The sequence below is a fragment of the Rhodococcus sp. AH-ZY2 genome (assembly GCF_030916465.1).
Classification (GTDB): domain Bacteria; phylum Actinomycetota; class Actinomycetes; order Mycobacteriales; family Mycobacteriaceae; genus Rhodococcus; species Rhodococcus ruber.
This window is the reverse complement of the sequence record NZ_CP126458.1, coordinates 1982680-1997839: the sequence shown is the minus strand read 5'-3', so window position 1 is coordinate 1997839 and position 15160 is coordinate 1982680. Positions and strand designations below refer to the sequence as shown.

12 protein-coding genes are annotated in these 15160 nt (G+C 71.7%); 5 read left to right on the top strand and 7 right to left on the bottom strand.

Going from position 1 to position 15160, the window contains the following annotated elements; all coding sequences use genetic code 11:
- Positions 1-45 precede the first annotated feature (45 nt).
- Both QNA09_RS10385 and QNA09_RS10380 read right to left on the bottom strand, forming a co-directional pair.
- Positions 46-1146, bottom strand: a complete 1101-nt coding sequence (locus QNA09_RS10385; protein WP_172603565.1) for a cytochrome P450 — start codon at positions 1144-1146, stop codon at positions 46-48.
- 74 nt (positions 1147-1220) lie between these two features.
- Positions 1221-2630, bottom strand: coding sequence for a replication-associated recombination protein A (locus QNA09_RS10380; protein WP_010595172.1), 1410 nt, complete (start codon positions 2628-2630; stop codon positions 1221-1223).
- A 149-nt stretch (positions 2631-2779) separates the two neighbouring features.
- On the opposite strand from QNA09_RS10380, the gene QNA09_RS10375 reads away from it, so the two are divergent.
- The 3 genes from QNA09_RS10375 to QNA09_RS10365 all read left to right on the top strand — a co-directional run bounded on the left by QNA09_RS10375 (position 2780) and on the right by QNA09_RS10365 (position 6206).
- Positions 2780-4423 carry an alkaline phosphatase gene (locus QNA09_RS10375; protein WP_010595173.1) on the top strand — a complete coding sequence of 548 codons (1644 nt, stop codon included), beginning with the start codon at positions 2780-2782 and terminating at the stop codon, positions 4421-4423.
- The gene (locus tag QNA09_RS10370) at positions 4420-5694 is read left to right on the top strand and encodes an alkaline phosphatase family protein (RefSeq protein ID WP_010595174.1); all 1275 of its coding nucleotides are present in this window, start codon (positions 4420-4422) and stop codon (positions 5692-5694) included. Before QNA09_RS10375 ends, QNA09_RS10370 begins: the two co-directional genes overlap by 4 nt.
- A gap of 86 nt (positions 5695-5780) precedes the next feature.
- Entirely contained in the window at positions 5781-6206 is a 426-nt protein-coding gene (locus QNA09_RS10365; RefSeq protein ID WP_010595175.1) for a CBS domain-containing protein, read from the top strand.
- 67 nt (positions 6207-6273) lie between these two features.
- Here QNA09_RS10365 and QNA09_RS10360 read toward each other — a convergent pair whose 3' ends face one another.
- Complete coding sequence (locus QNA09_RS10360; RefSeq protein WP_308072467.1) at positions 6274-7413, bottom strand: kinase; 1140 nt, start codon at positions 7411-7413, stop codon at positions 6274-6276.
- A gap of 138 nt (positions 7414-7551) precedes the next feature.
- On the bottom strand, positions 7552-9330 hold the full coding sequence (gene aspS / locus QNA09_RS10355) for an aspartate--tRNA ligase (protein WP_010595178.1): 1779 nt from the start codon (positions 9328-9330) through the stop codon (positions 7552-7554).
- A gap of 145 nt (positions 9331-9475) precedes the next feature.
- Here aspS and QNA09_RS10350 point away from each other — a divergent pair, with 145 nt between their 5' ends.
- Entirely contained in the window at positions 9476-10390 is a 915-nt protein-coding gene (locus QNA09_RS10350; protein WP_040271264.1) for a neutral zinc metallopeptidase, read from the top strand.
- A gap of 88 nt (positions 10391-10478) precedes the next feature.
- Positions 10479-11918 carry a lipase maturation factor family protein gene (locus tag QNA09_RS10345; RefSeq protein ID WP_119699753.1) on the top strand — a complete coding sequence of 480 codons (1440 nt, stop codon included), beginning with the start codon at positions 10479-10481 and terminating at the stop codon, positions 11916-11918.
- A gap of 444 nt (positions 11919-12362) precedes the next feature.
- Here QNA09_RS10345 and QNA09_RS10340 read toward each other — a convergent pair whose 3' ends face one another.
- The 3 genes from QNA09_RS10340 to QNA09_RS10330 form a co-directional block, all read right to left on the bottom strand.
- The gene (locus QNA09_RS10340; protein WP_102030731.1) at positions 12363-13769 is read right to left on the bottom strand and encodes a wax ester/triacylglycerol synthase family O-acyltransferase; all 1407 of its coding nucleotides are present in this window, start codon (positions 13767-13769) and stop codon (positions 12363-12365) included.
- Positions 13770-13812: 43 nt separating this feature from the next.
- Positions 13813-14463, bottom strand: a complete 651-nt coding sequence (locus QNA09_RS10335) for a response regulator transcription factor (protein WP_017681677.1) — start codon at positions 14461-14463, stop codon at positions 13813-13815.
- A 90-nt stretch (positions 14464-14553) separates the two neighbouring features.
- Positions 14554-14976 carry a pyridoxamine 5'-phosphate oxidase family protein gene (locus QNA09_RS10330; protein ID WP_010595183.1) on the bottom strand — a complete coding sequence of 141 codons (423 nt, stop codon included), beginning with the start codon at positions 14974-14976 and terminating at the stop codon, positions 14554-14556.
- Between the last annotated feature and the right edge of the window lie 184 nt (positions 14977-15160).

Sequence of the window (15160 nt, the reverse complement as noted above, 5' to 3'; positions counted from 1 at the left end):
GCACAGCGACCGTCGACGGACCGGCTGACACCCGGCGGTACGCGCTCAGTCGAACTGCAGCGGCAGCTTCGCGAATCCGCCGATCGGATAGCGGGCGCGCACGGCGGCGCACCCGTCGGCCGGCATGATCCGCGCGGTGCGGCCGAGCAACTCCTCGAACAGCACCCTCAGCTCGAGCCGGGCCAGCGGGGCGCCCGGGCAGTAGTGCACGCCCCGGCCGTAGACCAGGTTGTCGGCGGGGTCGCGGTCGAGCCGGAACTCGTCGGGGTCACCGAAGACCGCCCCGTCCCGGTTCACCGACGCCCACAGCACCTGTACCCGCGCATCGACGGGCAGCGGGCAACCGGCGACCCGGCGCTCGGCAGTTACCCGGCGGCGGCTGGCGACGAACGGCGGGTCGATCCGCAGGATCTCGTCGCTCGCGGCAACGAGCAGCGTCGGGTCCGCCCGCAGCCGGTCCTGCACCTGGGGGTGGTTCGCCAGGAAGCCGGCGACCACGCCGACGCTCGCGGCGATCGTCGACAGCTCGCCGACGGTCCAGTTGCGCACGATCGAGACGATCTCCTCGTCGCGCAGCGGCCGGCCGTCCACGGTTTCGTGCAGCAGTTCGCCCGTGGGATCGGTGACGGGCTCGCCGCGACGGGCGTCGAGCTGGGCGCGGATGTGGCCGTCGAACTCGACGGCGATCGTCGACAGCGCCGTCCGGTCCCCGGCGCGGGTGGCGCGACGATTCTTCTCCGCCCACGCCCGCAGCGGCGCCCGCAGCGCATCGGGCCAGCCCATGAACGCGCACGTGACGTTGTCGGCGAACGGCTCGGCCAGCACGGACATCACCTCGACCGCGCGTCCGCGGGGCAGTGCGGCGGCCAGTTCGGCGGCGACGGCGCGGCAGGCCGGTTCGAACGCGGCGAGCCGCTCGGCGGTGAAATAGCGGTCGACGACGGCGCGGTACGCGCGGTGCCGTTCCCCGTCGAGTCCGTTGGGGATCTGCAGGTGCCGGGACACGGCATTGGAGAACGTCGCGGGGTCGTCCAGGATCCGCACGGCCTCGGCGTGTCCGAAAACGGTCCAGCTGCGGTCACCGTCGTACGCGATCGGCCCGCGGGCCCGCATCGCGTCGTACCCGGCGACCTGATCCGCCTGCACCGCCTCCGAGCGGGGATCCCACTCCGCGTGCGCCGTGTCGATGGTCGCCTCCTCGCCTCGGTGCCCGGATCACGCTAACGCGCGCCGCGCACGATCCGTCGGAGTTTCGGCACCCGCTGTGCCAGCTCGCGCTCGGCGCCGTGGCCGGTCGGGGTGTAGTAGTCGACGCCGACGAGTTCGTCGGGCGCGTACTGCTGTGCCAGCACGCCGTCGGGGTGGTCGTGCGGGTAGCGGTAGCCGACGGCGTTGCCGAGCTTCTGGGCGCCTGCGTAGTGGCCGTCGCGCAGATGCGCCGGCACCGACCCGGACCGGCCGGCCTTGACGTCGGCGATCGCGGCGCCGAGCGCGGCGGTGACCGCACCCGACTTGGGTGCGGTGGCGATGTGGATGGTGGCCTGCGCCAGGGCGAGCTGGGCCTCGGGCATGCCGACGAGCTGCACGACCTGCGCGGCCGCGGTCGCCGTCTGCAGCGCGGTCGGATCGGCCATGCCGACCTCCTCGCTGGCCTGGATCATCAGCCGCCGCGCGATGAACCGCGGGTCCTCCCCCGCGACGATCATCCGCGCGAGGTAGTGCAGCGCGGCGTCGACGTCGGAGCCGCGCAGCGACTTGATGAACGCGCTCGCGACGTCGTAGTGCTGGTCGCCGTCGCGGTCATAGCGCACCGCGGCCTTGTCGATGCTCGACTCGACGGTCGGCAGGTCGATCGTCGCGCCCGTACCGCCGCGGTCGAGGGCGGTCTCGGCGGCCGCCTCGAGGGCGGTCAGCGCGCGGCGTGCGTCGCCACCGGCGAGGCGCACCAGGTGCTCGAGCGCGTCGTCGGTGATCTGCACGCTTCCACCGAGGCCGCGTTCGTCGGTGCGGGCCCGCTCGAGCAGGGCCCGGATGTCGTCGGGGCCCAGCGGTTGCAGCTGCAGCACCAGGGAGCGGGACAGCAGCGGAGCAACGACGGAGAACGACGGATTCTCGGTGGTGGCGGCCACGAGCAGCACGATCCGGTTCTCCACCGCGGCGAGCAGCGCGTCCTGCTGGGTCTTGGAGAAGCGGTGCACCTCGTCGATGAAGAGCACGGTCTGCTCGCCGGCGCTCAGGCGGCGACGGGCCAGGTCGATCACGGCCCGCACGTCCTTGACGCCGGCCGACAGCGCGGACAGTGCCTCGAAGCGTCGACCGGTGGCGCCGGAGATGAGGGAGGCCAGGGTGGTCTTGCCGGTCCCGGGCGGGCCGTAGAGCACGACGGACGCGGCGCCGGAGCCCTCGACGAGGCGGCGCAGCGGCGCGCCGGGGGCGAGCAGGTGCTGCTGGCCGACGACTTCGCTCAGGTCGGCCGGGCGCATGCGGGCGGCGAGCGGTGCGTTCGGTCCGCCGCCGCGGGGCGGACGCGCCGCCGGTTGCGCGGGGTCGGGTTCGGGTTCGGCCGGGCGGGGGGCCTCGAACAAGGCGTCCGGGCCGGTGGGTTCCTCCGCTCCGAAGAAGGTGCTCACCCCACGAAGCTACCGTCCCGTCCCGACGGCGGTCCGGGCCGACGGGACCGTGAACCGACCGTGAACGTTCAGGACGTTCGGCTGTGGTGCTTGCTCATCGCCGGGCACGCTGGTCTGATCGTCCGGTGCCCCCCACCGAACCTCGTGCCGTGTCGCGACGGACCGCGCTGCGCGCGGGCGGCGCCGTCCTCGGCGCCGCGGCCCTCGCGGCCGTCTGCGCCTCCCCCGCCTCGGCGCAGAACTCCGTGTTCGCACACGGCGTCGCCTCCGGCGACCCGCTGCCCGACCGGGTGATCCTGTGGACCCGCGTGACCCCCGCCCCGGACGCCGTGCCGGGTTCCGGCCTCGGCGCGGCGACGGCGGTCCGCTGGGAGGTCGCCACCGACGGCGATTTCCGCGACGTGGTGGCCTCGGGGTCCGTGACCACGTCCCCGGTGTCCGACCACACCGTCAAGGTCGACGCGACGGGCCTGGAACCGGACACCGCCTACGTCTACCGGTTCACCGCCGGCGACGTGTCCTCCCCCGTCGGCCGTACCCGCACCGCGCCGGGGCCGGACACGGACCCGGACCGCCTGCGGTTCGCGGTGGTGTCGTGCTCGAACTGGGAGGCCGGGTTCTTCGGCGTCTACCGGCATCTGGCGGCGCGCCCGGACCTCGATGCCGTCGTGCACCTCGGCGACTACCTGTACGAGTACGGCACGGGCGAGTACGCCGCCGGTGACCGGGTGGTGCGCCCGCACGATCCGCGACACGAGATCGTCACCCTGGCGGACTACCGGATCCGGCACGGCCAGTACAAGAGCGATCCCGACCTGCAGCGATTGCACGCGCTGGTGCCGTGGATCGTGGTGTGGGACGACCACGAGAGCGCCAACGACGCCTGGTCCGGCGGCGCGGAGAATCACGATCCGGCCGTCGAGGGAATCTGGGCGGACCGGCGGGCCGCGGCCCTGCAGGCGTACCTCGAATGGCAGCCCGTCCGGCCGGGCGGCACCACCGACGCGCCCCGGTTGTACCGGCGGCTGCAGTTCGGGAGCCTGGCCGAGTTGTCGATGCTGGATCTGCGCAGCTACCGATCCGAGCAGGTGAACGGGCGCCGCCTCGACGACCCGGAGCGCACCATCACCGGCGCCGAGCAGATGGCGTGGCTGACCGCGGGCGTCGCCAGTTCGGGCACGCGATGGCAGCTCGTCGGGAACCCGGTGATGATCGCACCCGTGCTGCTGCCGCCGCTGGACGAGCGGACCACGGCGGCGCTGACCGCCGTCGCGGGGATCCCGGCTGCGGGGGCGCCGTTCAACGTCGACCAGTGGGACGGCTACCCCGCGGACCGGCGACGGCTGCTCGACGCGATTCGCGCCTCCGGCCGGGACGTGGTGTTCCTCACCGGCGACATCCACTCGTCGTGGGCCGCCGACATCCCTGTCGACGCCGCGAACTATCCGGGCGCAGGCACCGTGGCCACCGAGCTCGTGGTGCCCTCGGTGACCTCGGCGAACATCGACGAGTTGCTCGGCGTCGCGCCGCGCACCGTCTCCCCGTCGATCGAGGCGGCGGTACAGGCGACGAATCGCCACATCGGGTACGTCGAGCTGGATTCGCACGGCTTCGGAATCCTGGACGTGACCGCCGACGCGGTGCAGATGGACTGGTTCTACGTCCTCGATCCGACCGACCCGGGGACCGGCGCGCGGTACGGCACGAGCCGACGGGTCGCAGCCGGCACGCCGCGGCTCGCCCCGGCCGGCCCGCTCGACCCCGGTGCGCACCGCCGGGCGGACCGGCCGTGAGGCGGCCCGCCGGGGCGATCGACCGGCGCACGATGCTCGCGGGCACGGCCGTGCTGGCCGGCGCGGCCCTGATCGGCGCGGCACCGGCGAGGGCGGCCACGTCGGCGCTGGTTCCGGACGCGGACGTGCACGTTCTCGTCGTCGACGGGATGCGTCCGGACGAGCTCGCGCCGGGTCTCACGCCGCATCTCGTGGCGCTCGCCGACGCCGGCACCCGGTACACCGCGGCCCGGGCGATTCCGGTGGCCGAGACGCTGCCCAACCATGCGGCGATGATGACCGGTGTGCTGCCGCACCGGAACGGGGTGCCCGCGAATTCGGTCTTCGACCCGGCGCTCGGACGCACCCGGGACCTGGATCGGCCGGCCGACCTGCGCGCCGCCACGGTGCTCGACCGGTTGCCCCGCGAACTGGGGTTGACGACGGCGAGCGTGCTGTCCAAGCGGTACCTGCACGGCTTGTTCGGCGGTCGCGCGTCGGTGGCGTGGGATCCGGTGCCGCTGCTCCCGCTCACCGAGCACGCCCCGGACCGGTTCACGGTCGACGCGCTGATCTCCGTGGTGGACGAGCGGTCTCCGCGGTTCACGTTCACCAATCTCGGCGATGTGGACCGCGTCGGGCACCTGGACGTGCTCGGCGCGTCACTGCGGCTCGCCCGGACGGCGGCTCTGCGCTCGGCGGACGAGCAGGTGGCGCGGTTCGTCGAGTTCCTGCGCGCGACAGGGCGGTGGGAACGCTCGGTGCTGATGGTGCTGGCCGACCACGGGATGGACTGGTCGGCGCCGGACCAGGTGATCGGACTCGTCGACGTGCTCGGCGCCGACCCGCTGCTCGCCCGCTCGGTGCGCACCGCGCAGAACGGTGGCGCGAACCTGCTGTACTGGGTCGGCGATCCGGCGGCCCGTCTCGAGGCGGTCGCGCGGATGCGGGAGGTGACCTCCGCCGTGCCGGGCGTGGCCGAGTTGTACACGGGAGCGGATCTGGGTCTCGGGGCGGCCGCGGGCGATCTGGTCGCGCTGTGCGACGCGGGGTGGCGGTTCTCCGATCCGAGCCCGCTGTCGAATCCCATCCCGGGCAATCACGGTCACGCCGCGACCGTCGAGATCCCGTTCTTCGTCGCCGGCGGGCACGCCAGCCTCCACCGGGGCTCGACGGTCTCCGACCCCGTCCGCACCCTCGACGTCGCCCCGACGGTCGCGGCGCTGTTCGGGCTGGCCGAGCCGCCGGGCGGCTGGGACGGCCGCGCGGCGACGCACGCCTTCGCCGGGTGAGTTCGATGGCCCCTCCCCCCTTCCACCGCCCGCCGCCGCGCGTGACAATGGAAGGGCAGTAACCGTTTTCAACGGAGGAGGCAGTGATGACCACCGCACGCGACATCATGCACCGTGACGCGGTCTGCATCGGTGAACACGACACCCTCGAGACCGCGGCCCGGCGGATGCGGGAACTGGATATCGGCGCGTTGCCGATCTGCGGCGACGACAATCGGCTCCACGGCATCATCACCGACCGCGACATCGTGCTCGAGTGCGTGGCAGCGGGCGGCGACCCGCGTTCGATGACGGCCGGTGCGCTCGCCCACGGCAAGCCCTACGTGGTCGACGCGGACGCGGACGTCGGCCGGGTCCTGACGGTGATGGAGGAACACCGCATCCGCAGGCTGCCCGTCGTCGAGGAGCATCGGCTGGTGGGGATGATCAGCGAGGCCGACCTGGCCGTGCATCTGCCCGAGTCGGAGGTGGGCCGGTTCGTCGAGGCGATCTGCGCACGCACCGCTCCGTAATCCTTCGAGCCTCCCGCGCCGGAGCCTTTCGAGCGTCCCGCTCCGGGGCGCTCCGGGCGTGGTGTGGTCAGTCGCCGACGCGCTGCTCGAGCCGGTCGAGGACGTCCCGGGCATGCCCGGCGACGTCGTCGTGTCCGGCGTCGCCGGCGAAGTCGGCGAGCAGCGACCAGCGGGTGCGCAGCGCGTCGGTCCACGGCACCGACAGATGGTGGTCACGCACCGCAGCGATGCGGGCCGGGTCCTCGGGAACGAACAGGTAGGTGCTCAACCACACCCACGCGAGCTGTGCGTCGAGCAACCGCTCGGCGAGCACCTCGTCGAAGCCGAGCGAGGGCCACATGCCCACCACCTCGGCGCGCCACGCGTCGGCTATCGCGCGGGCCCGCTCGAGGGTGAGCGGTGCCTTGCACAGGCAGGCCGGGAAGGAGGTCAGGGCATAGGCGATGTCGAGGGTGGCGTCGCGGAAGCCGCCCCATTCGTAGTCGAGGAACTGCACGCCCTCGTCCCCGACGACGATGTTGTCCGGGCACAGATCCGAGGGACTGAACGCCCGGAACCGGCCGGCGGTGAACAGCTTCGCGGCCCGCTCGGCGCGGTCGATCACGCTCTGCGGCACCTCGAACCCGAACTCGGTGGCGAAGCGGTCCGGCACCCCGCGGAGCGCGCCGGTGGCCTGCTCGACGACGGCGTCGGCGAAGTGCGCCACCTCGGCGCGACGCAGCAGCGCGGCGAAGTCCTCGTCGCGCCCGACGGTCGCGGCGTGCATCCGGCCGAGGGCCTGGGCGAAGGCCATGAGGGTGTTGGTGACCGTGTCGGTGTCGTCGCTGCGCAGCAGCGTCGCGATCGGAGTGGCGTCGCCGAGATCGCTGAGCACGAGCAGACGGGATTCGAAGTCGTAGGCCAGGAGTTCGGCGCCGGGCCGGTCGTCCTTGGGCAGGGCGGTAGCGAACTGGTAGGACACCGCCTCCCGGAGGAACGCGACCTCGTCGTCGGTGGCGGCACCGCGGAAACCCACCTGCCGGTTCGCGCGTGGCGGCACCTGCTTGAGCACGAGGGTGCGCGGCAGGGAGAACGGGTTCGCCGCGACCCGCACGCGCAGGACCACCGAGCGGCCGCTGCCGCCGAGATCCACCGGATCGGCCAAGGTCACGGGTGCGCCGGTGCGCCGGGTCAGCAGCTTCTCCGCCGCCTCCACCACTTCCGACATGGGCTCCGCCAATGTTGCAGTCATCGCCTGACAATCTACCCGGTTCGGACGACGATCAGTTCGTGCACGAACCGCATCTTGACCGAAACGTGCGTGGGCAGCACGAACGGATGCCGGTCCCGTGACCCGGTGCACCTCTTACTTCCCGGCCGGCTTCGGCTCCGGCTTGAAGTCGATGCCCGAGTCCTTGCGCTGTTCGGCGGTGATGGGCGCCGGGGCGTCGGTCAGCGGATCGACGCCACCCCCGGACTTCGGGAACGCGATGACCTCGCGGATCGAGTCCGCGCCGGCGAGCAGGGCGGTGATGCGGTCCCAGCCGAAGGCGATGCCGCCGTGCGGCGGCGCGCCGTACTTGAACGCCTCGAGCAGGAAGCCGAACTTCTCGTTCGCCTCCTCCTCGGAGATTCCCATCACCTTGAACACCCGCTGCTGGACGTCCATGCGGTGGATACGGATCGAGCCGCCGCCGATCTCGTGACCGTTGCACACGATGTCGTACGCGTAGGCGAGCGCCGAACCGGGGTCGGTGTCGAACGTGTCGAGGTGCTCGGGCATCGGCGAGGTGAAGGCGTGGTGCACCGCGGTCCACGCGGAGGTGCCCAGCGCCACGTCGCCGGACGCGGTGGCGTCGGCGGCCGGCTCGAACAACGGGGCGTCGACGACCCACACGAACTTCCAGTCGTCGGGATCGATGAGATCGAGCTTGCGGGCGATCTCGCCGCGCGCGGCACCGAGCAGCGCACGCATGGGCTTGGTGGGGCCGGCGGCGAAGAAGATGCAGTCCCCCGGCGCTGCACCGACGTGCGCGGCCAGCCCGGCCCGCTCGGTGTCGGTGAGGTTCTTCGCGACCGGTCCGGACAGCTCGCCGTCCTCACCGACCAGTACGTACGCCAGGCCCTTCGCACCCCGCTGCTTGGCCCACTCCTGCCAGGCGTCGAGCTGGCGCCGCGGCTGGCTCGCACCGCCGGGCATGACGACCGCACCGACGTACTCGGCCTGGAAGACCCGGAAGGTGGTGTCCTTGAAGAACTCCTTGCACTCGACCAGTTCGAGACCGAAACGCAGGTCGGGCTTGTCCGAGCCGAAGCGGCGCATCGCCTCGGCGTAGGTCATGCGCGGGATCGGTGTGGTCAGCTCGTGGCCGATCAGGCGCCACAGCGCGTGCAGGATCTCCTCGGCGAGCAGGATCACGTCGTCCTGGCCCACGAAGGCCATCTCGATGTCGAGCTGGGTGAACTCCGGCTGACGGTCGGCGCGGAAGTCCTCGTCCCGGTAGCAGCGGGCGATCTGGTAGTAGCGCTCGATGCCGCCGGCCATCAGCAGCTGCTTGAACAGCTGCGGCGACTGCGGCAGCGCGTAGAAGCTGCCGGGCTGCAACCGGGCCGGCACCACGAAGTCGCGTGCGCCCTCGGGGGTGGAGCGCGTCAGCGTCGGAGTCTCGACCTCCACGAAGCTGTGGTGGGCGAGCACGGCACGCGCGGCGGCGTTGACCTTGCTGCGGAGCCGGATCGCCTTGCCGGGGCCCTCGCGTCGCAGGTCCAGGTAGCGGTACTTGAGGCGGGCTTCCTCCCCGACCTGGTCGTCGAGCTGGAACGGCAGCGGTGCGGCCTCGTTGAGCACCTCGAGCTGCGTCGCGTTCACCTCGACGGCGCCGGTGGGGATGTCGAAGTTCTGGTTGCCCTCGGGGCGGACCTCGACGACCCCGACGACCTTGATGCAGTACTCGGCGCGCAGACGGTGTGCCTGCTCGAGGACGTCGCCCTCGCGGAAGACGACCTGCGACACGCCCGACGCGTCGCGCAGGTCGATGAAGATCACCCCGCCGTGGTCGCGGCGCCGGGCCACCCAGCCGGTGAGGGTGACGGTCTGCTCGGCGTGCTCGGCTCGCAACGAGCCGGCGAGATGGGTGCGCAGCACGGAATTCCTTTCGAAACAACTTTGGCGAGGGACGTCGTCGCTGCAATCCTACGAAAGGCACATATCCGCCGAGGACACCCGTACCCGATCGGCCGTGCCAAGCTGAACCGGTCGGTCACCCTGCGACGAGAAAGCGAAGGCGGCGATGACGTTCAACGAGGGCGCGCGGATGGAGGGCGGCCGGATCCAGCTCGGCGGCGGGGGCAGCCCCGGCGGGCGGATCGCGATCGGCGGTGGCGCCGGCGGCCTCGTGGTGCTGATCCTGGCACTGCTGTTCGGGGGTGACCCCGGTTCCCTGCTCGGCAGCGGCGCCCCGGAGCAGTCCGGACAGTACGGTTCGGGCACCCTCGAGGGCTGCGAGACGGGTGCGGACGCCAACGCGAGCGTCGACTGCCGCGTCCAGTTCACCGTCGGCAGCCTCGACGCGGTGTGGGAACAGCAGCTCGGTCGGCAGACCGGCGTCGAGTACGTCCGGCCCGACGTCGTGCTGTTCTCCGGCGCGGTCGCGACGGGCTGCGGCAACGCCACGAGCGACGTCGGCCCGTTCTACTGCCCGGCCGACCGGACCGCGTACTTCGACACCAGCTTCTTCCAGGATCTGGTCACCCGGTTCGGTGCCAACGCGGGCCCGCTCGCGCAGGAATACGTCGTCGCGCACGAGGTGGGTCACCATCTGCAGAACCAGCTCGGCGACCTCGGCCGCGCGCAGGCCGATCCGCGTGGCGCCGACTCCGGGGCGGTCCGCACCGAACTGCAGGCCGACTGCTACGCCGGCGCGTGGGCGTACCACGCCGACAAGCAGCCGGATCCGAACACCGGGCAGCCGTTCCTGCAGCCGCTCAGCGACCAGGACATCCGCGACGCCCTGTCGGCGGCCTCCGCCGTCGGCGACGACCGGATCCAGGCCTCCGCCGGCGGGCGGGTCAACCCCGAGGGCTGGACGCACGGCTCGTCCGAACAGCGGCAGAAGTGGTTCCTCGCCGGGTACACGACGGGGCAGATCGCGGCGTGCGACACGTACACGGCGCGGGACCTGGACAACCCGCCGGCGCTGCGCTGACGCCGCCTCGCACCGCGGGGATTCCGTACCCGGAACGCGGTGCGCGTGCCATGCTCGAGGGGTCCGCACCGGTACGAGGTGACCTGCCGTGGAATGGTACGACGCCGAGGGGTATTCGCTGGGACGGTTGCTGTGCACGCGCGCGCTCGCCCTGGTCTACCTCGTCGCGTTCCTCGTGGCGCTCAATCAGTTCCGGGCGCTGCTCGGATCCGCCGGCCTGACGCCGATCCCCCGCTTCCTGAGCGCGACGTCGTTCGGGCGTGCCCCGAGCGTGTTCCACCTGCGCTACTCGGACCGTCTCTTCGCGGCGGTCGCCGGTCTCGGCGCGGTCCTGGCCGCCGCGACGGCCCTCGGGGTGACGGACCGGCTGCCGCTGATCGCCTCGATGCTCGTCTGGTTCCTGATGTGGCTGCTGTACCTGTCGATCGTCAACGTCGGTCAGGTCTGGTACTCGTTCGGCTGGGAATCGTTGCTGCTCGAGACCGGATTCCTGGCGATCTTCCTCGGCAACGCGGACACCGCCCCGCCGCTGCTGGTCCTGATCCTGCTCCGCTGGCTGCTGTTCCGGCTCGAGTTCGGCGCGGGCCTGATCAAGATGCGCGGCGACCGGTGCTGGCGGGATCTGACGTGCCTGTACTACCACCACGAGACCCAGCCGATGCCGGGCCCGCTGAGCTGGTACTTCCATCGTCTGCCGAAGCCGCTGCACCGGGTCGAGGTGGCCGGGAACCATGTCACCCAGCTGGTGGTGCCGTTCTTCCTGTTCGCGCCGCAGCCGATCGCGGGGATCGCGGCGTCGATCATGATCGTCACCCAGCTGTGGCTGGTGGCCAGCGGGAACTTCTCCTGGCTGAACTGGCTGGCGATCGTGCTGGCGCTGTCGGTGATCCCCGACGACTGGTGGGAGCGTCTGCTGCCGCTCGAGCCGGGCACGGGGTACGGGCCGACACCGACGGTGTTCGTGGCCGCGGTCCTGGCCCTGACCGGGGCGGTCGCGGTGCTGAGCTACCTGCCGGTGCGGAACATGCTCTCCCACCGGCAGGCGATGAACGCCTCGTTCAATCGATGGCACTTCGTCAACACCTACGGCGCGTTCGGCAGCATCACCCGGCACCGGCACGAGGTGATCGTCGAGGGCACCTCGGATCGGGACGTCGGTCCCGGCACCGTGTGGCGTGAGTACGAGTTCAAGGGCAAGCCCGGCGACGTGCACCGCCGGCCCCGTCAGTACGCGCCGTACCACCTACGGCTGGACTGGTTGATGTGGTTCGCTGCGCTGTCCCCCGACTACGCGCGGTCCTGGTTCGGGCGGCTGCTCGAGAAGCTGCTGACCAACGACGAGCAGGTGACGGCGTTGCTGCGCCGTAATCCGTTTCCCGACGAGCCGCCGCGGTGGGTGCGGGCCCGGTATTTCAGTTATCGGTACACCACGCGGCGCGAGCGCCGGGAGACCGGCGCGTGGTGGGTGCGTGAATACATCACCGAGTACATGCGACCGGTGACCCTGGCCGAGGGCGACGTCGGCTGAAACTGCCGCGACGGCGACGTTACCGATTGTTTGTTTTCCGAAATCGAGATATTTACCCGCGGGAATTCACAAGAAGGCGGCCTGCGGTTGTGCAACCGCAGGCCGCCTGCTCGTCGAGTCTGCGGTTGTGCAACCGCAGGCCGCCTGCTCGTCGAGTCGAGCCTACGCAGCAGCCTCGGAGCTGCCGGCGGCCTCAGCCGAACCCGAGAAGAAGTCGAGCGCGTCGAAGAGCGTCGACACGGCGTCGAAGAATTCGCTGAGGAAAGCGAGGTCCATTAGGTAACTCCATTTCTGATGCTGTACACGGCGGTGCGGGTCGCGCACCGGCTCAATTGTTACCGGAGGCTCCGAGCGTCTGCAATTCGAGACACAATCCGGCAGATACGACGTTCCGCGGAATTCCCGCAATACGGACCGCGGTGGCAATGCCCGTCGCGTCGCAATTCACGCAGGTCGTCCCGCTTCGGGGCGCGCAATCGGCGCCGCACACAATTCGTCGACGGCGGCGGAGAATCCTTCGGCCACGATCTCGAGATCGGGAACGAGCACCGCGTCCGCAACCAGATCGATATTCAGCCGGCCCGCGTAGGAGAGGACGCCGACGGCGAGCCCGACATTGCCCTGCACCACCCCGATCTGGAACATCTCGCGGATGCGGGCACCGGCGAAGTGCAGCGGCACGGGCGGGCCGACCAGATTGCTGACGAACAGGTTCACCAGTCGTTGACGCCGCATGACCCGCACCGTCCAGCGCTGGAGCAGCCGGCCCCCGGGCTGCAGCGGCGGCTCCCGCCGGAGCCGGGCCGTCTCGCGGGCAATCGCCGCGAGGCGGGCGGCGACCGATCCGGCGCCCACCGGAAGGGCCACGAGCAGGATCCCGACCCGATTTCCCGGGCTCCGGTCCTCGGCGGTACGCAACGACGCCGCCACCGACGCCGTCAGCACCAGGTCCGGGTCGCGTACGCCGCGTGCGTCGAGGAGGCGCCGCACGCCGGCCGCGACGGCGGCGAGTACGACGTCGTTGACCGTCGCTCCGTGCGCGTGGGCGACGCGACGGATCTCGGCGAGGTCGCAGCGCACCAGGCTCAGCCGGCGGTGTGGTCCGACGGGACCGTCGAACGGTACCCTCGGGGCCTTGCTGCGCCGCACGAGCGCGCGCACCTGCCGCATCCGCAGGGCGGCCCGTCGCGCCGCCACCGTCGGCCGCACCGCCCGGATCCGATGCCGCGCGGCCGTGGTCCGGCGGCGCAGGTTGTCGCGGACGAGGGCGTGCACCGAGGGCACCTGCACCGGGGTGGGCACGGGAACCTGCCCCTCGTCGGCCGGCCCCTCGTCGGCCGGCACGGAGGCGGTGTCGAGGAGCGCGCCGAACAGTTCGAGGGCGGCGATACCGTCGGCGACCACATGGTGCAGCCGCACGAGCAGCGCGATCGTCTCGTCGTCGCGACCGGTGAGCAGCCACATCTCCCACAGTGGCCGCGACCGGTCGAGGCGCGGCTCGTCGAGTTCCGCGCACGCGCGCACCAGGGCTGCCTCGTCGCCGGGCGCGGGCAGGGCGCGGGTCCGGACGTGGTACGAGATGTCGAAGCGCGGGTCGTCGACCCACACCGGCGGTCCGGCACCCGGCGGCGGCCGGTGCAGCCGCTGGCGCAGCCGCGGTGCTCGACGGGTGCGGCGCTCGACGTGGTCGCGGATCGCCGCCAGGCGGAGCCGTCCGGCTGCATCGCACAGCGGCGTCCCATCCACGACGACGAGCGCCGCCACGTGCATCGGCACCCCGCGGTCCTCGACGCGCAGGTTGCCCACGTCGAGCGGACTCAGCCGCTCGAACCGGGGCCGCTGCTCCGCCATGGATTCGTCCTGCCGTCGTGGCCGCGCGGGGCCCGGGGACCGCTCAGCGCCCCCCGGGGCGTCTCGGTGGCATCTTCGTCGCCAGGACCGCGGCCTGGGTGCGGCGCTCCACACCGAGCTTGGCCAGCAGCCGCGACACGTAGTTCTTCACCGTCTTCTCGGCCAGGAACATCCGTTCGGCGATCTGACGGTTGGTCAGCCCCTCGCCGAGCAGCGCGAGCAGGTTCCGCTCCTGCTCGGTCAGGTTCGCGTACGGGCCGTCGCCGCCGCTGGTGTCGGCGCGCAGCTTCGCCATCAGCGTGGTCGCGGCGCGGCTGTCGAGCAGGGACTTGCCGGCGCCCACGTCCCGCACGGCCCGGATCAGCTCGGTGCCGCGGATGTCCTTGAGCGCGTATCCGCTCGCGCCGGCGAGGATCGCGTCGAGCATCGCCTGCTCGTCGGTGAACGAGGTCAGCATCAGGCAGCGCAGTTGCGGCATCTGTGAGAGCAGCTCCCGGCACAGCTCGATGCCGTTGCCGTCCGGGAGCCGGACGTCGAGCACGGCCACGTCGGGTTCCGCGGCCGGAACCCGGACGAGGGCCTCGCCGTACGACGACGCCTCCCCCGCGATCGTCAGGTCGGGATCCGTGGTGAGCAGATCCGCGATGCCACGGCGGACCACCTCGTGGTCGTCGACGAGAAAGACCCTGACCATGCGGCAGCCTCCAATCCCCGGACAGCACGGTACCGCACGGTGAGCCCGCTCACACCGGCTCGGACCGGGCGGTCGACGGCCGCAGAACGATCAGCTGCCCGCTCCGGGCCACCACGGCAGCGTGGTGCGCCGCCCGCTGATGTGCTCGACGTCGATGACGAGGAGCGGATCCGTCGGGCCGATGCCCCACGGCACACCGTGGTCGCCGTCGAATCCGAGGAGGCCGTCGGTGCCCCGCACGAGCCGGGCGCGGCCGATCGCGACCACGCTCCATCCCGTCCGGACCGCCTCCTCGAGCTGCTCGGCATGGAAGGCGAGCAGCCCGCCGTCGAAGCGCTCGAACCACCCGTCGTCCCCGGTGGGAACGACGATCTCGCCGTTCGGGGCGGCAAAGGTCACCGGATGCACCGCCGGCAGTGCGCCGTCGGTGTAGACCAGACGGCCGGTCGGCACCGAGCGCAACAGCGCCATGCACCGCCCCGGGGGGAGCGGGGATTCCGGACCCGTCGTCATCCTGGACCTTCTTCACCTGTGGAGACGTTCTCCGACTCCACAGTGGTCCGTCGTGTCCGCAAGCAGCAGGGTCGAAAGTCGTCACCGTGGGGGCGCAAGTCACCGCGGCGGCGGCGGTCCGCGGATTACCCTCGGCACAATGGGAGAAACCGGGCCTTCCGAAGCGGCCGGGGCGGGGCCCGGG